At 67.9% G+C, this 18553-nt stretch carries 15 protein-coding genes; 4 read left to right on the forward strand and 11 right to left on the reverse strand.

From position 1 onward, the window contains the following. Window positions 1-56: 56 nt before the first annotated feature. Complete coding sequence (locus tag ACYVBS_RS12755) at window positions 57-470, reverse strand: hypothetical protein (RefSeq protein ID WP_460824066.1); 414 nt, start codon at window positions 468-470, stop codon at window positions 57-59. Window positions 471-532: 62 nt separating this feature from the next. Next, a complete protein-coding gene (locus ACYVBS_RS12760) occupies window positions 533-859 on the reverse strand; it encodes a hypothetical protein (RefSeq protein ID WP_460824068.1) in 327 nt (108 codons plus the stop codon). Window positions 860-1042: 183 nt separating this feature from the next. Between ACYVBS_RS12760 and ACYVBS_RS12765 the strand changes: the two genes are divergently transcribed. Continuing rightward, complete coding sequence (locus ACYVBS_RS12765) at window positions 1043-2056, forward strand: integron integrase (protein WP_460824070.1); 1014 nt, start codon at window positions 1043-1045, stop codon at window positions 2054-2056. Between the two features lie 3 nt (window positions 2057-2059). Here the strand turns inward: ACYVBS_RS12765 and ACYVBS_RS12770 are convergent, their stop codons facing one another. The 4 genes from ACYVBS_RS12770 to ACYVBS_RS12785 are packed head-to-tail and all read right to left on the reverse strand — an operon-like array spanning window position 2060 to window position 5984. Then, window positions 2060-3841 carry an ABC transporter transmembrane domain-containing protein gene (locus tag ACYVBS_RS12770; protein ID WP_460824071.1) on the reverse strand — a complete coding sequence of 594 codons (1782 nt, stop codon included), beginning with the start codon at window positions 3839-3841 and terminating at the stop codon, window positions 2060-2062. Then, entirely contained in the window at window positions 3838-4434 is a 597-nt protein-coding gene (locus ACYVBS_RS12775) for an IMPACT family protein (protein WP_460824073.1), read from the reverse strand. The genes ACYVBS_RS12770 and ACYVBS_RS12775 overlap by 4 nt, the downstream gene beginning before the upstream one ends. Window positions 4435-4470: 36 nt before the next feature. Then, window positions 4471-5433 (reverse strand): hypothetical protein, encoded by a 963-nt coding sequence (locus ACYVBS_RS12780; RefSeq protein ID WP_460824074.1) that lies wholly within the window; start codon window positions 5431-5433, stop codon window positions 4471-4473. Continuing rightward, a complete protein-coding gene (locus ACYVBS_RS12785) occupies window positions 5430-5984 on the reverse strand; it encodes an RNA polymerase sigma factor (protein ID WP_460824195.1) in 555 nt (184 codons plus the stop codon). The genes ACYVBS_RS12780 and ACYVBS_RS12785 overlap by 4 nt, the downstream gene beginning before the upstream one ends. 193 nt (window positions 5985-6177) lie before the next feature. Between ACYVBS_RS12785 and ACYVBS_RS12790 the strand changes: the two genes are divergently transcribed. Then, window positions 6178-9099, forward strand: a complete 2922-nt coding sequence (locus ACYVBS_RS12790) for a bifunctional diguanylate cyclase/phosphodiesterase (RefSeq protein WP_460824075.1) — start codon at window positions 6178-6180, stop codon at window positions 9097-9099. Here ACYVBS_RS12790 and ACYVBS_RS12795 read toward each other — a convergent pair. From ACYVBS_RS12795 to xseA, 3 genes are all read right to left on the reverse strand, one after another. After that, on the reverse strand, window positions 9089-10615 hold the full coding sequence (locus ACYVBS_RS12795; protein ID WP_460824196.1) for a vWA domain-containing protein: 1527 nt from the start codon (window positions 10613-10615) through the stop codon (window positions 9089-9091). The two genes, ACYVBS_RS12790 and ACYVBS_RS12795, sit on opposite strands and share 11 nt — an antisense overlap. 211 nt (window positions 10616-10826) lie before the next feature. Next, window positions 10827-12257 (reverse strand): aldehyde dehydrogenase family protein, encoded by a 1431-nt coding sequence (locus ACYVBS_RS12800; protein ID WP_460824076.1) that lies wholly within the window; start codon window positions 12255-12257, stop codon window positions 10827-10829. A 101-nt stretch (window positions 12258-12358) separates the two neighbouring features. Beyond that, window positions 12359-13702: an exodeoxyribonuclease VII large subunit gene (gene xseA / locus ACYVBS_RS12805; protein WP_460824077.1), complete on the reverse strand. Its 1344-nt coding sequence runs from the start codon at window positions 13700-13702 to the stop codon at window positions 12359-12361. 125 nt (window positions 13703-13827) lie between these two features. Between xseA and ispG the strand changes: the two genes are divergently transcribed. Next, complete coding sequence (ispG, locus tag ACYVBS_RS12810; protein WP_460824079.1) at window positions 13828-15096, forward strand: flavodoxin-dependent (E)-4-hydroxy-3-methylbut-2-enyl-diphosphate synthase; 1269 nt, start codon at window positions 13828-13830, stop codon at window positions 15094-15096. Further along, window positions 15089-15832, forward strand: coding sequence for a phosphatase PAP2 family protein (locus ACYVBS_RS12815; RefSeq protein WP_460824080.1), 744 nt, complete (start codon window positions 15089-15091; stop codon window positions 15830-15832). The genes ispG and ACYVBS_RS12815 overlap by 8 nt, the downstream gene beginning before the upstream one ends. An 18-nt stretch (window positions 15833-15850) precedes the next feature. Here ACYVBS_RS12815 and ACYVBS_RS12820 read toward each other — a convergent pair whose 3' ends face one another. Together ACYVBS_RS12820 and ACYVBS_RS12825 are read right to left on the reverse strand one after the other, a co-directional pair. Beyond that, window positions 15851-16957: a dipeptide epimerase gene (locus tag ACYVBS_RS12820; RefSeq protein ID WP_460824081.1), complete on the reverse strand. Its 1107-nt coding sequence runs from the start codon at window positions 16955-16957 to the stop codon at window positions 15851-15853. Continuing rightward, window positions 16954-18402, reverse strand: coding sequence for a C40 family peptidase (locus tag ACYVBS_RS12825; protein WP_460824082.1), 1449 nt, complete (start codon window positions 18400-18402; stop codon window positions 16954-16956). The genes ACYVBS_RS12820 and ACYVBS_RS12825 overlap by 4 nt, the downstream gene beginning before the upstream one ends. Window positions 18403-18553: the final 151 nt, after the last annotated feature.

Here is an 18553-nt window from a genome sequence, read left to right on the forward strand (position 1 = left end):
AGAGAGCGGCACCCTTGCAACCCACCCATCGAGCGATAAGCTCGCAACCTTGGACTCTACGAAGTAGCTCGTGGCCCTAACAGCGGGGGCAGGTCAAGGGGGATATGGTGCGCGAGCGGACGCGGGCCGTGCAATGGCTCTTGGTAGATGTACGACGCTGCCTTATCCACGTGCGTGTTCCAAGCCCTGGAATGCCGGATGCGCCAGCCAAGATAGTCCGACACTCCATACACGAGGAAGGCTGCGACGAAGTAAGCCAACACGGCGGCGAACACGTAAAGGAACGCGCGCTGGTCCGCTGCCCCGAACTCGACGCCGAGAGCGCTGATCTTCGTTGGCACTAAGCCGGTCGTGCTCACGAAGATAGCTAGAACGTCCAAGCCAAGCAGCATCCTGCGCTCTTTGCGAGTGACGTCAGAGAGCGGGTCGCTAATGCTCAGCTCTGCAGGCGTGAGGTAATCCATGCTCATTGGCCTAACACCGGAATTAAGTCGAGCTGCGAAGCAGCTTCGACTTGAATGATTTGTTAGGCCTAGAAGTCGAGCTGTAGGTTCTTGATGACGCTATCGAGAACCTTGGCCTCAAAGTCTTGCAGCTTTTGCCAAGTGACAAAATCGAGCTTTGACCATTGGCCGCCAGCAGAGAGACGTTTGCCCTTTTGATATGCGTCTGCCCAGACGGCTTGGCAGCCAGAATCTCCGGTGAGTCCTTGCTTGTCCACGATGCGCGAGGCAACTGAACCAACAAACTCCTTGTCAGCCCCAAGTGCAAGCCCCGTAATCTCGCAATACTTGTAGTCAGGGGCCGCAGACGTGGCAAAAGGCAAGAGTAAGAATGCTGCCAGAACTAGAAGTCGCATTAGAACTCTCCTATAGGCCTAACACTAATTAGATCCCGTTCCGGGACGATAGCACCGTATGGTCAGAACGGTGCCTAGGGCTGTCAATCAGAAAAATCCTACAGTAGATCAAACGCTTGCCCGACTGCGCGCCCACTCCTGACGCCCTAGCGTTGCCGTGTTATCAGGCAAATGTGAGGCGATATGGATTATCAGCCGCAAAGATCAGTGATAAGCACGGATGCGCAACCCTCTTCGCGTCCCCGATTGTTGGACGAGGTTCGGCGCCGTATCCGCGTCAAACACTACAGTTTGCGTACGGAGCGGGTGTATATCGCCTGGATTCGGCGCTTCATATTGGCCAATGGCAAGCGTCACCCGCGTGATCTGGGCCAACCGGAGATCGAGGCCTTCCTGTCACATCTGGCGGTAGAAGGGCAGGTGTCCGCCAGCACGCAGAACCAGGCATTGGCGGCGCTGCTGTTCCTGTATCGCGAGGTATTGGCGATGGAGCTGCCATGGCTCGACGGCATCGTGCGGGCCAAGCGGCCGCAGCGGGTGCCAACGGTGCTGTCCCAGCAAGAGGTGGCGGCGGTGCTGGCGCATCTCGAGGGGCGGATGTGGCTGGTGGCCAGCCTGCTCTACGGCACCGGGATGCGGGTGCTGGAATGCATGCGCCTGCGGGTGAAGGATGTGGACTTTGCGCGCAACGAGATCACGGTGCGCGAGGGCAAGGGCGCGAAGGACCGGCGCACGGTATTACCGCAGTCGCTCGCACCCGCCCTGGAGCGTGAGGTGGTGCGGGCGCGGGCGCTGCACGACGAGGATCTTCGACAGGGGTTTGGCGAGGTGTACCTGCCCGCTGCACTTGCGCGCAAATACCCGCGTGCGGCACGCGACTTCGGCTGGCAGTACCTGTTTCCGTCCGCGCGGCGGTCGATGGATCCGCAGTCCGGCCAGGAACGGCGGCACCACGTGGATCCGGAGTCGCTGGCGCGGGTGCTGCGTCGGGCGCGCATGCGCTCGGGGCTGGCCAAGCCGGTCACCGCGCACACCTTCCGCCATTCCTTCGCCACGCACCTGTTGGAGCGCGGCTACGACATCCGCACGGTGCAGGAGTTGCTGGGCCACAAAGACGTGGCCACCACGCAGGTCTACACCCACGTGCTCAACCGCGGTGCGTGCGGGGTCGTCAGCCCCTTGGATGGCCTGGGGTAAGGCTCAGTCGATGAACTGCAGGCGCGCCAGTTCGGCATACAGTCCGCCCTGGGCCAGCAGGGCTTCGTGGCTGCCTTCGGCGACGATGCGGCCGTGGTCCATGACCACGATGCGGTCGGCCTTGAGCACGGTGGCGAGGCGGTGGGCAATGACCAGCGTGGTGCGGCCTTCCATCAGCGTTTCCAGTGCCTGCTGCACGGCGCGTTCGCTCTGGGCGTCCAGTGCGCTGGTGGCTTCGTCCAGCAGCAGGATGGGGGCGTTCTTGAGCAGGGCGCGGGCAATGGCGATGCGCTGTTGCTGGCCGCCGGACAGGCGTGCGCCGCGCTCGCCCAACTGGCTGTCCAGGCCTTCGGGCAGGGCGGCGACGAAGTCGGTGGCGTGCGCGGCCTTCACGGCGGCGTCCACCTCGGCATCGGTGGCGTCGAGACGGCCGTAGCGGATGTTGTCGCGCGCGGTGGTGGCGAAGATGGTGGGGTGCTGCGGCACCAAGGCAATGGATTCGCGCAGCGCCGCGGGGTCCAGGGCGCGCAGGTCGATGCCCTCCACCTGCACTTGACCGGCCTGCGGGTCATGGAAGCGGAGCAGCATCGAAAACACGGTGCTCTTGCCGGCGCCGGAGGGCCCCACCAGGGCCACGGTCTCGCCCGGGCGCACGTGCAGGCTGAAGTCCTCCAGCGCGGGGGCGTCCGGTCGCTGCGGGTAATGGAACGTCACGCGGTCGAGCACGATGTCGCCACGCACCGGCGCGGGCAGGGCCTGCGGTGTGGCCGGCGCGCGGATGGCGGGGGTCTCTTCCAGCAGTTCGCTGATGCGGCCCATGCCGCCGGCCGCACGCTGCAGTTCGTTCCACACTTCGGCCAGGGCGCCGACCGAGCCACCGCCAATCAGTGCGTACAGCACAAACTGGCCCAATGTGCCGGCGGTCATGCGGCCCGAGGCCACGTCGTGCGCGCCGGACCACAGCACCAGGGTGATGGCGCCAAACACCAGCACGATGGCGATGGCGGTGACCCAGGCCTGCGCCTGGATGCGTCGGCGGGCGGTCTTCACCGCGGTCTGCAGGGCGCTGGCGAAACGGCCGCGTTCGTACGGTTCGCGTGCGTGGGCCTGCACGGTGGGGACGGCGCCGAGGGTTTCAGCCGCCAGTGCATTGGCATCGGCCAGGCGGTCCTGGCTGGCGCGCGAGATCTTCTGCAGGCGGCGCGCGCCCAGCACGATGGGCAACACGGCCAGCGGGATGCCCAGCAGTGCGAACGCAGCCAGGCGCGGGCTGGTGACGAACAGCATGGTCAAGCTGCCGAGGAAGGTGACCACGCTGCGCAGTGCAACCGACATCGTCGAGCCGATCACGCTGCGCAGCAGTTCCGCGTCGGCGGTGAGGCGCGAGACCAGTTCGCCGCTGCGGTTGCGGTCGTGGAAGCCCAGGTCCAGCCCCACCAGGTGGGCATACAGCCGTTCGCGCAGGTCCGCGACGACTTTTTCGCCCAGCAGCGACACGAAGAAGAAGCGCGCCGCAGTGGCCAGCGCCAAGGCCACGGCCACGATGAACAGCAGCAGGAAGGCGCGATCGATGGCCGCGCCTCCGCCTTGGGCGAACCCCTGGTCGATCATCGTGCCAAAGGCCTTGGGCAGGGTCAGCGTGGCCGCGGACGAGCAGCCCAGGGCGACCAGCCAAGCCACGAACAGGGCGCGGTGCCGGCTGACGAAGGGCCACAACGTGCGCAGGCTGCCGATCGGCGCCTTCGCCTTGGTGGCAGGGGATGCCGCATCGGCTGGTGAGTTCATTCGCTGTCCTGGTCCATCAAGCGCACCCGGTCACGGGTTGCGTCGCGTAGCTGTACTTTCAAGGGGGCGAGGCGTTCGGCCGGCAGTCGCAGTCGCAGGCGCGCGCCGTGGCTGTCGAACGTTTCGTCCAGTTTTTCTGCGCCGAATTGGGCCACGGCGGCATGCACCGCGCCCGTGTCTTCGAAGCCGTAGGTCAGGTCGGCCTCTGCCAGCACGATCAACGGTTGGCGGGGGGCGGTGCGCAGGCATTCCGCGGCGGCGCCGCCGTAGGCGCGCACCAGGCCGCCGGCGCCCAGCTTGATGCCGCCGTACCAGCGCGTCACGACCACGGCCACCTGGTCATACCCCTGGCCGTCGATGGCCGAGAGGATGGGGCGGCCGGCGGTGCCCCCAGGCTCGCCGTCGTCGTTGAAGCGGTAGAGTCCGCCGATGCGGTAAGCCCAGCAGTTGTGCGTGGCGGTGGGGTCGCCCACTTCGGCGAAGAAGGCCAGGGCCTGTTCGGGCGTGGTCACCGGAGCGGCCTGTGCGAGGAAGCGGCTGTGCTTCACCTCAAGCAGGTGCGTGGCCCGCGTGGCCAGTGTGTCGATGCTCATGCCTCGGGACCCATGCCGCGCATTTTACCCCGCGCGTCAGTGGGCGAGGGGGGCCAGGTCCTCGGGGATGGCGCGATCGGGGTAGTAGCGCCGGAACAGGGCAAGGCTGGCGCGGGCACCGGAGGTGTCATCGGCGAGTTGTCGCAGGCGGATGCGGTCGAGCCAGTCGGTCGCGTCCAGCCGGGCATCGTCCTCGATCGGCACGTCACTCACCGCACGGCCGTTGATGCGGGGCAGAGCGGCCTCCGCGGCGCTGTCGGCGGCCACTGGCTGGGGCATGGCCTTGCGCATCATCGGGGCGGCCGTTGCGGCTTGCGGAGTCGCCACTGCGGCCGGCGCAGCCACGGGGGCAGGCGGTGGTGGCGGGGGTGACGCCATCACTCGCGCCGGCGCAGCGGCCTCTTCGGACGGCTGCATTGCAAGCGGTTCCTCCTGGGTGGCCTGGCCTTCGGGTGGCGGCGCGGCGCGTAAAGCGGCAGTGCCGGTTACGGGGGCGGACGTGCGTGACGCGCGGGTGGACGGTCTCGACTGGGACTGCGCCTGGGCCGTTGGGGCGGATGGCGGCGTGGGGAGTGGAGCAGAACCCGGGGCGGAAGCCGGGGGCGCGGAGCGGGCGGAATCGGTGGCAGACGCGGCCGCCGCGTCCGCAGGCACGGCAGCCGCGGTAGCTGCTTCCGCAGGCACGGCATCAGCGGAAGCCGCGGGCGCCGCTTCCATTTCTGCGCTCGCCGCCGGGCCTTCGTGCAGCACCGGAGCCGCATCGTCATGCGGGCGCAACTGCCATGTAAGGCCGATGGCAAGCGCGAGGGTTGCCGCCACGGCCAGCAGTGCGGGCCAGCGCCGGTGGGCGTGCGGCGACGTCGCCACCGCGGCATGCGCGGCCGCGAGGATCCGGGCGTCGAGGGCGGCCGGCGGTTCGCCGTGCGGGCCAAGGCGCGCGAGGCGGGCGGCCAGCTCGCGCTCTTGCGGCGTCAGCGGGTCGTGGGAAGGATGGGTCATGGCATCAGTCCTGCGCGCAGCTTGTCCATCGCATAACGCAGCCTCGATTTGACGGTTTCACGGCCGCTACCGGTGATCGCGGCGATTTCCTCCAGGCTCAATTCCTGCTCCAGCCGCAGCAGCACCACTTCGCGTTGCTCCTCTGGGAGACCTTCGATGGCCAATTGCAGGCGGCGGCGCTGTTCGAACTCGGACAGGTGATGTTCCGGCGTGGTGGGGTCCGGCACCCGCTCGGCGCGTTCATCGCCATCGTCCGGGGCCACCGGCCGGTGCTTGAGTCCGCGCCAGTGGTCGTTGAGCCGATTGTGGGCAATCCGGAACAGCCACGTGGTGAACGCCGCCTCGGGCTTCCAGCCGGCCCGTGCGGCAATGACCCGTTGCCACACGTCCTGGAAGAATTCTTCCGCCAGCGCCTGGTCGCGGGTCTGCCGCAGCAGGAAGCCAAACAGGGACCACCGATGGCGTGCGTAGAGCTGCTCGAACGCGGTGGCGTCCCCTGCGAGCCAGGCGAGCATCAGCACGTCATCGCCAGGGGACGCTCCGGAGTTCATGGCCTGCAGGGTACGGGCAACCGTTGCCGCCGGGAAGCCGTTGCGGCATGGTGTGGATTGCAGCAGGGGCAGGGTGGCGACGTCGACCATCGTTCCATCCAACGGATGGGCGGGCGGGATGGGGTTGCCAGTTCCTGAACGGAACCGAGTCGGCAGAGGTGTCGTCTGGGGGGGGATTGCGTTGTCAGCAACGATGAACATCACCACGACCCAACTGCCCGTGGCGCGCGCGGAGGCGCTGTCGCTGGCTGCGTACCTGCAGCAGGCCTTGCAGCTGGCGTGCGGCTTGGCCGTCGCTTGGCGGGCCCCGGGCGGCGGAGGGAGTGGGCTGTCGGTGGTCGATGCGTCCCCGGCGGCGATTGCGTTGGCGCGACGGTTGCTGGAAGAAGACGGTACGCCCATGGAGGATCCGGGGATCCTCACGTCGGCGTGGTCCCTGTCCGACGGCACGCGCTTGGCGCTTGTCGTGGAGCCGGCCCCCAAAGCCTTGGACCTGGGCGTGGACGGGTGGGTGCGCATCACGCAGAACCTGGCCAGTGCGTGGATGGAATTGCGGCAGGCCGAAGCGCGGATGGTGGCCCTGAGCAAGTCCGAGCAGCTGCAGCAGGCGCTGTATGGAATTGGCGACCTGGCCGGTGCGGACCTCGAAATGGCCGACATGCTGCGTCGCATCCACGCGATCGTCGGCGGGCTGATGGTGGCGAGGAATTTCTACATCGTGCTCTACGACGATGTCCGCGACCGGATGCGCTTTCTGTATTTCGCGGACGAGCGTGATCCGTTTGTCGCCGATCCCAGCCTGGAGTTCGGCCCTGCGGACATGCCTGACAGTCTGACGCTGGCGCTGCTGCGCCACGGCGAGCCGCTGCAGGGCACGCCGGGGGAGATTCGTGTGCAGTTGGGGGTTGATGGCGACCTGGGTGCGAAGGAGCCGGATCCGGAAAGCGCTGGTCCCGAGTGCGAGGATTGGCTGGGCGTGCCGATGCGTCGCGATGACCGCGTGTGCGGCGCGGTGGTCGTGCAGAGTTACGACCAGCCCAATTGTTTCGGCGAGGAAGACCGTGCGCTGCTGGCCTTCGTGGCCCAGCACATCCTGACGGCGCTGGATCGCCATCAGGCCCGCGAGGAGCTGGAGCGCCGGGTCCTGGAACGCACGCACGAACTCCAGTTGAGCAACCGCGACCTGCAGGCGGAAATCGTGGAGCGCCAGCGTGCGGAACGGCTGCAGCGTGCGCTGTTCCGTATCGCGGAGCTGTCCATCACGGCCGAGAGCCTCGAGCGGTTCTACGCCCACCTGCACGACGTGGTGGCCGAGCTGCTTTACGCGCGCAACTTCTATATCGCGTTGCTGTCCGAGGATGGCGAGCGGTTGGAGTTCCCGTATTCCATCGACGAGCGCGATGCGGCGCGCGCCACGCGCAGGCTTTCGCACGGCCTGACCGAGTTCGTGCTGGCGCAGGGACGGCCGCTGCTGGCGGACCGGGCGCGGATCGAGGCCCTGGAGACGCAAGGCTTGGCGCGCAGCCTGGGTGCGTTGGCGCATTGCTGGCTGGGGGTGCCGCTCTACCGCGACGACACGGTGGTGGGCGTGATTGCCGTGCAGAGTTATTCGCCGGCCATTGCCTTCACCCAGCGCGACCAGGAATTGTTGACGTTTGTGGCCCACCACATCGGCATCGCACTGGCGCGCAAGCAGGCGCAGAGTCGCCTGATGGCCGCGCATGCCGAACTGGAGCGGCGGGTCGAGCTTCGGACCCACGAGTTGGCGGCGACCAACGCCGAGTTGCTGCAACAGATTGGCGAGCGCCTGCGCGCCGAGCAGCAACTGACCCACCAGGCCCGCCACGACTCGCTGACGGGGCTGCCCAATCGCAACCAGCTTCTGGACCGTCTCGCCGCGGCGATCGCATCCGGCCACCAGGATCCGTCGCGGCTGTTTGCCGTGCTGTTCCTCGACCTGGACAGGTTCAAGCTGGTCAACGACAGCGTGGGCCATTCGGCCGGCGATGAGTTGCTGGTCGAGGCCGGCCGCCGCATCGTTTCGATGGTGCGGACGGGCGACACGGTCGCGCGGCTGGGCGGCGACGAATTCGCGATCCTCGTCGAGGGCATCGAGGGGCAGTATGCCGCCGAAGACCTTGCGCGGCGGATCCTCGGGGCCCTGTGCCAGCCGTGCTGGATTGCGGGGCGTGAGGTGTTTCCTTCGGCCAGCTTGGGTATCGCGTTGTGGCACCCGCGCTATCGTATGGGCGCGGAGTTGTTGCGCGACGCGGATGCTGCGATGTACCGCGCCAAGGCGGCCGGACGCGATCAGTTTGCGGTGTTCGACGAGGACATGCGCGAGGAGGCGGTGAAGATCCTCGACCTGGAGGTCGACCTGCGGCGCGCGATCAACGGCGAAGGCTTCGTCGCGTATTACCAGCCCATCGTGCAGCTCGACACGGGCACGGTCATCGGCCATGAGGCCCTGCTGCGCTGGCGGCACCAGCGTCGGGGACTGCTGTTGCCGGGTGACTTCATCGGGCTGGGCGAGGACAACGGCCTGATCGATGCGGTCGATTGGGTCATGTACGAACAGGTGGCCGCGCGTATGGCCGAAGGGGTCAGCGGGTACGTGTCGGTGAACGTATCACCGCGCCATTTCCGCTCCCCGGAGTTTGCCGACCGGTTGTTGCGATTGCTTGCGACGCACCATGCCGACCCGGCGCAGCTGCGGATCGAGATCACCGAAGTGGCGTTGCTGGATGACGTGCCGCGCGCACTGCGGATGTTGCGGATGCTGCGTAGCCACGGAGTGATTGCGCAGCTGGACGACTTCGGTACGGGTTACTCATCGTTGTCCTACCTGCACCGGTTTCCCATCGAGTGCCTGAAGATCGACCAGAGCTTCGTCGCCGGCCTGGAAGGCCAGTCACGGCCTGAGAGCGAGGCCGTGATCCGGGCCATCCAGGCCCTCGCCGGGACGCTGGGCATCCATACCATCGGCGAGGGCATTGAACAGGGATCGCAGCGCGACTTCCTGCGCGATCTCGGGTGCAGTCAGGGGCAGGGGTTCCTGTTTGGCGCCCCTGCCGAGGCGATGCTCCCGGTCAGCCCGGGCGCCTTCATTCACTGACGCTGGCAGCAGGCGCGCCCCCGGTCACGCCGCGGGCCGCTTGGATCAGCCGCAGCAGTTCGCCGCGCTGGCCATCGGGGTCGTTGCCACGGGCGTCGCGCGCGGTGGCCTCGATGTCCTGCCAGGTCCATTGCTCCAGGTGAGTGCCACCGCGCAGGGCATCGGCAAAGCCGGCGACGCTGGCGGCGAGGCGGAGCGCATTGCTCGGTCGCTGCGCCAGCGGGCGGGCGGACACGGGCTGTTCGATCAGCCGGCTCTCGCTGTCGCCGGGGCGCTTGTAACGCAGCTTCAGATGCGCGAGCTCGCCGCCAGTGGAGGTTGGGCGGGTGGTGCCGTTACCGTACCGAAGCGCGGGGATGCGCTCTGCGCCGCTGCCCACCGGGGTGATCTCGTACAGCGCGGTCACCTCGTGGCCGGCGCCGATGTCGCCGGCGTCCACTTTGTCGTTAGCGAAGTCCTCCCGGCGCAGCAGGCGGTTCTCGTAGCCGATCAGGCGGTACTCGGCCACGAACGCGGGGTTGAACTCCACCTGCACCTTCACGTCGCGCGCGATCGTGTGCAGGGTGCCGCCCATCTGCTGCACCAGCACGCGTTGCGCTTCCAGTGCGGTGTCGATGTAGGCGTGGTTGCCATCGCCGACGTCCGCCAGGCGCTCGGCCATTTCGTCGTTGTAGTTGCCCTGCCCGAAGCCCAGGGTGGACAGCGCGATGCCGTGCTGGCGCTGGTCGGCCACCAGCGTTTCAAGCGCGCGACGGTCGACCACGCCCACGTTGAAGTCACCGTCGGTGGCCAGCAGTACGCGGTTCACGCCGCCCTTCACGAACGACTGTCGAGCCATCGCATAGGCCAGCTGGATGCCTTCGCCGCCGTTGGTGCTGCCGCCTGCCTCCAGCCGCTCCAGTGCGGCAAGGATCTCGCCTTGGCGATCCCCCGGGGTTGGCGGCAACACCAGGCCCGCGGAGCCGGCGTAGACCACGATCGACACGCGGTCCTGCGGGCGCAGCTGTCGCACCAGCAAGGCGAGGGAACGCTTGAGCAGCGGCAGCTTGTCGGGTTCGTCCATCGAGCCCGAGGTGTCGATCAGCAGCACCAGGTTGGCGGGCGGCAAGGTGGCGGCTGGCACCTCGTAACCCTTGATGCCGATTATCAGCAACTGCCGCTTCGCATTCCACGGTGCGGGCGCGAGTTCCGTGGTCACGCGGAAGGGGGTATCCGCCCGCGTGGGGGCGGGGTGGCCGTAGTGGAAGTAGTTGATGAACTCCTCCGCGCGCACCGCGTCCGCCGGCGGGCGAAGGCCGGCGTTGAGCATGCGGCGCACATTGGTGTAGCTGCCGGTGTCCACGTCCACCGAGAACGTCGACACGGGTTGTTCGCTGGCGCGATGGATGGGGTTGTCCTCGCGCGCCTGGTACTGCTCGGTGTTGGTGATCGCGTGGCTCAGTGACGGGGCCGGCGGGGGAGGCGGCGCCATCCACATCGCCTCCTGGGCCATCCTGGCGTGGTTTGCGCCGGTCATGACGGCCGCGGCATCGGCTGCCGCGGCCGCCTCGACGGCGGCAGGGCGGGTGGCCGTCCGATGGCAGCCGGCGAGGGTCATGCCAGTGACCAGGGCGAACATCAGGGTGCGTTGCATGGGCATCATCCGTGCGGGTTGGGTATGCCTTCCAACGCACGACCCCGCCAAACGGGGTTGAAGGGTATGCGGGCGACATCCCACGCCCGCGGAATCAGCCCGTCCGGATCACCAGCAACCGCGGCTCGGTCATGTCCTCGATGGCGCACCGCACGCCTTCGCGGCCCACGCCGGAGTCCTTGATGCCGCCATAGGGCATGTTGTCGACGCGGAAGCTGGGCACGTCCCCCACCACCACGCCGCCCACCTCCAGCCGGTCCCAAGCCTGCATGGCGTGCGCGATGCGGCCGGTGAACACGCCGGCCTGCAGGCCGAAGCGGCTGTCGTTGACCCGGGCGATGGCATCATCGAAGTGTTCGAACGGCTCGAGGAAGGCCACCGGACCGAAGGCTTCCTCGCGGTAGAGGGTGCAGTCGCGGGGCACGCGTTCCAGCAGCGCGGCCGGTAGCAGGTTGCCCTTGCGCTTGCCGCCCGCCAGCAGCTTCGCGCCGCCCTTGCGCGCTTCCTCAATCCAGCCTTCGACACGCTTGGCGGCGGCCTCGTCGATCATGGGGCCGATGAAGGTGCGCTCATCGCGGGGATCGCCCATAGGCAACTTGGCCACGGCGGCCTTCAGCTTGCGGCGGAGCTTTTCGTGGAGGCTGGCATGGACGTAGATGCGCTGCACGCTGATGCAGCTCTGGCCGCTCTGGTAATAGGCGCCGAACACCAGTCGCTGCACGATATGGTCCAGGCTGGCGCCGGGCTCGTCGTCCACGATGCATGCGGCGTTTCCGCCCAGTTCCAGCGTGACTTTCTTGCGTCCCGCGCGGGCCTTGAGGTCCCAGCCCACCAGCCCACCGGTGAAGCTCAGCAGCGCGATGCGCTCGTCCTCCACCAGCAAGCTGGCATCCGCGTTGGAACAGGGCAGGATGGAGAACGCGCCCTTGGGCAGGTCGGTCTCGGCCAGCACCTCGCCGATGATCAGCGCGCCCACCGGCGTCTTGTCCGAGGGCTTGAGCACGAACGGGCAACCGGCCGCGATGGCCGGAGCCACCTTGTGCGCCACCAGGTTGAGCGGAAAGTTGAAGGGTGTGATGAAGCTGCACGCGCCCACCGGCACGCGACGGGTCATGCCGCGGTAGCCCCGCGTGCGCGCCGAGAGTTGCAGTTCCAGCACTTCGCCGCCGATGCGCGTGGCTTCGCCGGCGGCGATGCGGAACGTATCGATGAGCCGGGTCACTTCGCCGCGCGCGTCCTTGATCGGCTTGCCGGCTTCGATGCATAGCGCCTGCGCGAGTTCCTCGGCGCGCTCAGTGAAGCGGCGCACGCAATGCTCCAGCACGTCGCGACGGGCATCGGGCGGGAACGCGGCCATCGCCTCGCGCGCCTTGTGCGCCGCCACGATCGCCTTGCGCACCGCCGTGGCGTCGGCGAGGGCCACGCGGGTGGCACGCTTGCGGCTGTACTTGTCCAGCACGTCCAGGTCGGCGTTGGCCTCCACCGGCCGGTTGGCGAGGTAATAGGGATAGCGCTTCTTCAGCATGGCGGGATGCGCGGATGACCTGCACCGAGGGTAGTACATCGGCCCGTATCCGGGGGCGATGAACGCGCTGGGCGGGGCTTGGCCCGCACCTGCACGAAGTGTCAGTTGTGCTGGCCTTCGACCCGCACCTTGAGCGTGCCGTCGGCCAACGTCGCTTCCAGCCGATCACCGGGCGCCACATCCAGCACGCTGCGCACGACGCGCCGGTCTGGCGTCTGAAGGATGGCGTAGCCGCGCGCCACGGTCGCCAACGGGCTGACGGCCTCCAGCGAGCGGGCAAGGCCGCGCAGGCGGAGGGACTCGCTGGCCAGTCGGCGTGCGAGGGTTGCATGGGGGCTGGGCGCCAGCCGTGCCAGGCGCTCGCGCAGGCGCTGGATGCGGCGTTGCGGATGCGAGGCGCGCAACCCGACTTCGGCATGCCGCAGCCGCGCCTGTTCGCGCACCAGGCGCTGGCGCCATGCCAGCAGCATCCGGCGCAGCGCGTCCTGTTGCCGGCGTCGCAGCGCGTCCAGTCGCGCCTGGGGACGTTGTGCATTGAGCCGCAACGCGGCCCGGTCCGCGCGTTGCATCGCCTGCCGGAGGCGCTGCAGAGACTGGCGTTGCAGCCGCATCTGGAGCGCGGCCACGCGGCGGGACAAGTCTTCCCGGTCGGGCACCAGCAGCTCGGCGGCGGCCGACGGGGTGGGCGCACGCAGGTCGGCCGCGAATTCCACCAGACTGAAGTCGGTCTCATGACCGATCGCCGCCACCACCGGGACCGGGCTGGCCGCGACGGCGCGCGTCAGGCGCTCATCGTTGAATGCCCACAGGTCTTCCAGCGAACCACCGCCGCGGGTCATCAGCAGTACGTCGTAGCGCTCCGAGGCAATCGCACGTTGCAGCATCGCCAGGATCTGCGGCGGCGCGGCTTCGCCCTGGACCGGTACGGGCAGGACCTCGACTTCGGCCATGGGAAAGCGCCGTCCGATCACGCTCAGCACGTCGCGAACGGCCGCGCCGCTAGGCGAGGTGATCACGCCGATACGTCGCGGATAGGCGGGCAGGGCGCGCTTGCGGGACGCGTCGAACAGCCCTTCGGCTTGCAGGCGCGCGCGCAGTTCCTCGTAGGCGCGGCGCAGTGCGCCTTCGCCGGCCTCCTCCATGTGGTCCAGGACCAACTGGTAATCGCCGCGGGCTTCGTACAGCGTGAGCCGGCCGCGGGCGAGCACCTTCAGGCCTTCGCGCGGCACGAACTTGAGCCAGCTGCTCTTGGGCCGGAACATCGCGCAGCGCACCTGTGCGCGGGCGTCCTTCAGCGTGAAATACAGGTGCCCGGAACTGGGCCGCGACAGGTTGCCCAGTTCGCCTTCCACCCAGACCAGCGGGAAGGCGCCTTCCAGCAGGTCGCGCGCCAGCGTGTTGAGCTGGCTCGGGGTCAGGACATCGGGGCTGTCGTCGCGGGACATCGGCGCTTCGGGCGGACGGCAGCACACCCTACCGCAGGAGGCGGGCGGGGTCACGTGCGGGTTGCGCGTAGGTGGTGGGCGCGCGCGGGCACGGTGAGGGGCAGGCGCGGCGGTACAATGGACGGATGAATGCCGATGCCCCCAAGCCCTGCGCCACTCCCGCCTTTGGTCCGCTGCCGCGCCGCCTGACCCGCTCCGTTCAGATCGGCGGCGTGCACGTAGGCGGCGGGTCGCCGGTGGTGGTGCAGTCGATGACCAACACCGACACCGCCGATGTCGCTTCCACCACCAAGCAGGTGGCGGAACTGTGGCGCGCGGGCTCGGAACTGGTGCGGGTCACGGTCAATACGGTCGAAGCCGCCGCCGCGGTGCCGCGCATCGTCGACAAGCTGGCGATGATGGGCATCTCGGTGCCGATCATTGGCGACTTCCACTACAACGGCCACCAGCTGCTTACGGCCGAACCGGCCTGCGCCGAGGCGCTGGCCAAGTACCGCATCAACCCCGGCAACGTGGGGTTTGGCAAGAAGAAGGACAGCCAGTTCGCGACCTTGATCGAGCTCGCGATCAAGCACGACAAGCCGGTGCGCATCGGCGCCAACTGGGGCTCGCTGGATCAGGCGCTGGCGGCGCAGTTGATGGACGAGAACCACACGTTGGCCCAGCCCCGCGACGCCGCGGAAGTGCTGCGCGAGGCGCTGATCCGTTCCGCGCTGGATTCGGCGGCGCGTGCGGTGGACATCGGCCTGCCGGCGGACCGTATCGTGCTCAGCGCCAAGGTGTCGGGCGTGCAGGAATTGATCGCCGTGTACCGCGAGTTGGCGCGCCGTGGCGACTACGCGCTGCACCTGGGGCTCACCGAGGCCGGCATCGGGAGCAAGGGCATCGTCGCCTCGTCGGCGGCGTTGGCCGTGCTACTGCAGGAGGGCATTGGCGACACCATCCGCATCTCTCTGACCCCGGAACCGGGCCAGGCGCGCAGCAACGAGGTCATCGTTGCGCAGGAGCTGCTGCAGACGATGGGGCTGCGTGCGTTCACGCCGATGGTCACCGCATGCCCAGGGTGTGGTCGCACCACGAGCACCTTCTTCCAGGAACTGGCGCAGAAGGTGCAGGAGCACGTGCGCGCGAAGATGCCGGAATGGAAGATCACCCACCCGGGCGCGGAAAACCTGACGCTGGCCGTGATGGGCTGCGTGGTCAACGGGCCGGGCGAATCGCGCCACGCCAACATCGGCATTTCGCTGCCGGGCACGGGCGAGGCTCCGTCGGCGCCGGTGTTCGAGGATGGCGAGAAGACCGTGACGCTGCGCGGCGAAGGCATCGCGGATGCGTTCGTGGCGATCATCGACCGGTATGTCGAGCGCAGGTACGGCACGGGCGAGGGTGGCTGATAGCCCCGCCGCCATGCGCGTGATGGCGCGGCGGGTCGCAGAACTGGTGCGTCGCCGTGGCTGGCGACTGCTGCTGTTGTTTGCCTGCATCCTCGCGCCGCTCTGGGTCTTGGGCGAGCTGGCGGGGGAGGTGCGCGAGCGCGAACGCATCGTCTTCGACGAGCCGTTGCTGTTGTTCGCACGCGCGAGTGCGGATGCGGGCTGGGACCGATTCTTCCTGTGGCTCTCGCGGGTCGGCCATGGTTACGGCGTGGTGCCGGCCGATCTGGTGCTGATTGCCGTGCTGGCATTGCGGCGGCATGTGCGCGAGGCGGTATTCGCGGTTACCGCATTGGGCGGCTCGGCCCTGCTGAACATCGGCGCCAAACACTGGTTCGCGCGTGCGCGTCCTGCGCTGTGGGAGTCCGTCGCGCCGGAAACCAGCTACAGCTTCCCCAGTGCCCATGCCATGGGGTCGGCGACCCTGGCCTGCGTGCTGGTCGCTTTGGCGTGGAACACGCGATGGCGTTGGCCGGTGTTGTTGGCGTCCGCGGCGTTCGTATTGGGCGTGGGACTGTCGCGCGTGTACCTGGGGGTGCATTACCCATCCGACGTGCTGGCCGGATGGGCGGCGGCCTTGGCCTGGGCCATGGCCTGTTACGTCACCGTGTTCAACGGCGATGCCCGGCCTTGGGCGGCCCGTCTGTCCAACCGCCGCGCAGCGGCCAGCGAAGGTCTCCACCGCGACGAGGACTGATGCGCGGGCGGAGTGCTGTCAGGCGGCCAGGTCCTGCGCGGGCGTCAATCCTTCGATGCTGCGGATGCCCAACCCCGGCGCATTCGTCACGCGGATTTCGGCATCGTTGAAGCGCACGCCGCTGAGCACCGGGTCATGGCGGCACAGCGAGGGGCCGTCGAGATCGACCCGGGTGATGACGTCGGACTTCGCGACCGCCAGGTGCACGGCAGCGGCCACGCCAATGCTGGATTCCAGCATGCACCCGATCATGCACTCGATGCCGTACAGCGAGCAGATGTCCGCGATCCGCACGGCGTTGGAGATACCGCCCGTCTTCATCAGTTTGATGTTGACGATATCGGCGGCGCGCATGCGGATCAGTTCGATGACCTCGCGCGGGCCGAACACGCTCTCGTCGGCCATGACCGGCGTGTTCACGCGCTCGGTGACATAGCGCATGCCTTCCAGGTCGCGCGCCTTGACGGGCTGTTCTACCAGATCCAGCTTCACACCCGCATCTTCCAGCGCGTGCAGGGCAAACACGGCCTGCTTCGCGGTCCACCCCTGGTTGGCATCCAGCCGCAGCAGGGCCCGGCCTTCGACGGCCGCGTGGATGGCCTTGGTGCGCTCGATATCGAGGCCGATGTCCTTGCCTACCTTGATCTTCAACGACTCGAAGCCGCGATCCACTGCGGCCAGGGCATCCGACACCATCTTGTCGATGTAATCGACGCTGATGGTGATGTCGGTGGTGATGGCCGGGTCGCCACCGCCCAGCAGCTGGTACACCGGCGCGCCATACAGCTGGCCCCACAGGTCGTACAGGGCGATCTCCACCGCGGCCTTGGCGCTGGTGTTGCGCTCGATCGCGCCCTGCACCAGGTGGGTGAGGTGGTTGAGGTTGGCAATGTCCAGGCCTACCAGGCGCGGCGCGATGTAGCCGCTGACTGCCGCCATGATCGAGCCGTGCGTGTCGCCGGTGATGACCGCCGTCGCCGGCGCGCTGCCATACCCCACCTGCCCGGTGTCGGTATGCACCATCACCACGATGTCCTCGACCTGCTCGACGGTGCGAAGTGCGGTCTTGAACGGGGTCTTGAGTGGAACGCGCAGCATTCCGAAGCGGATGTCGGTGATCTTCATTGCGCGCGGGTGATTCGGACGATGGCGGTCATGCGGTCGACGTAGTCGTGGTCCTTGCCAAACCGCAGTGGCAACATGGGGGTCAATGAGACGCCGTTGAGGCGCATGGAGCGCAGCGCACCGTCGGCACCCAGGTAGCTGCCGCCGTTGGTGTCGTGAATCACGTAGGGCGCGCCGTCCACCCAGCCTGCGAACATCATGACGTGCCCCGGGATGAAGATCAGGTCGCCGACATCGAGGGCGCGAATGGCATCCAGCCGCTTTTCGCGGGAATCTCCGGGCTGGAACGTCGTCCGCGGGAAGACGGGGCTGACGGCTTGAGCGGAAGTATTGCGGGGCAGCTGCACGCCCATGCTGCGGTAGACCTCGGAGACGAAGCCGCTGCAATCGCGCGCGTTGTAGGAATGTCCCCAGCCGTAGCGCTCGCCCAGGAACTTGAAGGCCTGCTGCAGCAGGTTCGCGCGGGTGAGCGGCAGGTAGTCAGCCGCGCTGTCGGCATTGCGTTGCAGCAGCGCCGGCGAGAAGCCGAGGCGACCCGCCGCGTCGCGCACCGGCAACTGCAGGATCCAGGAGGCATAAGGGTGTTGGCCGTTCACCGACTGGTCCAGGGGCACGCTGGCCAGCGGCACGCGCGTGGCCATGTCCAGCTGCAATTCGGACACGCGCGGCTCCTCGCGGGTATGCACGGTATGCACCTTAGCGCCGGTGATCACGCGGTACGGCGCGCGCGCCTGGTAGCCGAGCACCTCGTCGCGGCCGCCTTCGGCCACATGGCGCGCGGCGACCCACGCGGCGTAGCGCGGGCTGACCACGAACAGCCACTCGCGGTCCGCGCTCTCGTGCACGATGGCGACGGGATCACCAGGGAAAAGCGCGCTTTCCTGGAACCGGTCGATGTCGGTGTCACCGGCCGTATTGAATAGGCGCAGCCGGGTCGGGAAGGTGCGCAGCGCGGCGCGCTCCACCGCAAGGCCAAAACGCGTGCGCGAGTTCGCGGGAATGGCGCCCACGGCCCGGTTGGCGACGATGGCGTCCAGCGTGGCCTTGGCGATCGGCTGGCCGTGTTCGTCCCAAAGCGGTCGGGTCGGCGGCGACGCCAGTTTGTCGATCCATCCGCGGACCTGCGTCCCCGTGAGGCTCGCGGGCAACGCGTCGAGATCGTGCATGGAGGCATCGGCCTTCAGCAGCAGCGCATTCCGGGCTGCGATCGCCGCGGTGTCGAGCAGCACTTCATCGGGCGACGCTGCGCGCTGGACCCAGAAACTGGCCGAAAGCTGTGCGTCCTCGACCCCGATGACGCCGCTGGGGGGCACCACCAGGTCGTCGCGCAATGCGGGCGCGGGGCCGCGCGCGATCGCCGGCAGGGTAGCGAGTGCCAACGAGAGCGCCAGTACGCGCATCGCGGGGGGCGCAAGCCGAAGAGAAAGCGGACGCTTCATTGACATGCCTCGTGGGTCCTTGGGTCCGGGCGGAAAGGTCCGCCATGCTGCATCGCAGAATAGATGATGCAAAAAGTATATACGGCAAGAATAAATTATTGACCAGCCCGGGGGCGCGTGCTACACAAGCCCAATGCTACCGATCGTCAGGGGAGGC

The organism is Lysobacter olei, assembly GCF_054777355.1.

Coding starts and splice junctions, on each gene's coding strand:
- ACYVBS_RS12800 (WP_460824076.1), bottom strand. CDS start 12,257: ATGCTGAAGAAGCGCTATCCCTATTACCTCGCCAACCGGCCGGTGGAG.
- ACYVBS_RS12825 (WP_460824082.1), bottom strand. CDS start 18,402: ATGTCAATGAAGCGTCCGCTTTCTCTTCGGCTTGCGCCCCCCGCGATG.
- ACYVBS_RS12770 (WP_460824071.1), bottom strand. CDS start 3,841: ATGAACTCACCAGCCGATGCGGCATCCCCTGCCACCAAGGCGAAGGCG.
- ispG (WP_460824079.1), top strand. CDS start 13,828: ATGAATGCCGATGCCCCCAAGCCCTGCGCCACTCCCGCCTTTGGTCCG.
- ACYVBS_RS12780 (WP_460824074.1), bottom strand. CDS start 5,433: ATGACCCATCCTTCCCACGACCCGCTGACGCCGCAAGAGCGCGAGCTG.
- ACYVBS_RS12760 (WP_460824068.1), bottom strand. CDS start 859: ATGCGACTTCTAGTTCTGGCAGCATTCTTACTCTTGCCTTTTGCCACG.
- ACYVBS_RS12790 (WP_460824075.1), top strand. CDS start 6,178: ATGAACATCACCACGACCCAACTGCCCGTGGCGCGCGCGGAGGCGCTG.
- ACYVBS_RS12795 (WP_460824196.1), bottom strand. CDS start 10,615: ATGACCGGCGCAAACCACGCCAGGATGGCCCAGGAGGCGATGTGGATG.
- ACYVBS_RS12820 (WP_460824081.1), bottom strand. CDS start 16,957: ATGAAGATCACCGACATCCGCTTCGGAATGCTGCGCGTTCCACTCAAG.
- ACYVBS_RS12785 (WP_460824195.1), bottom strand. CDS start 5,984: ATGAACTCCGGAGCGTCCCCTGGCGATGACGTGCTGATGCTCGCCTGG.
- ACYVBS_RS12755 (WP_460824066.1), bottom strand. CDS start 470: ATGAGCATGGATTACCTCACGCCTGCAGAGCTGAGCATTAGCGACCCG.
- xseA (WP_460824077.1), bottom strand. CDS start 13,702: ATGTCCCGCGACGACAGCCCCGATGTCCTGACCCCGAGCCAGCTCAAC.
- ACYVBS_RS12765 (WP_460824070.1), top strand. CDS start 1,043: ATGGATTATCAGCCGCAAAGATCAGTGATAAGCACGGATGCGCAACCC.
- ACYVBS_RS12775 (WP_460824073.1), bottom strand. CDS start 4,434: ATGAGCATCGACACACTGGCCACGCGGGCCACGCACCTGCTTGAGGTG.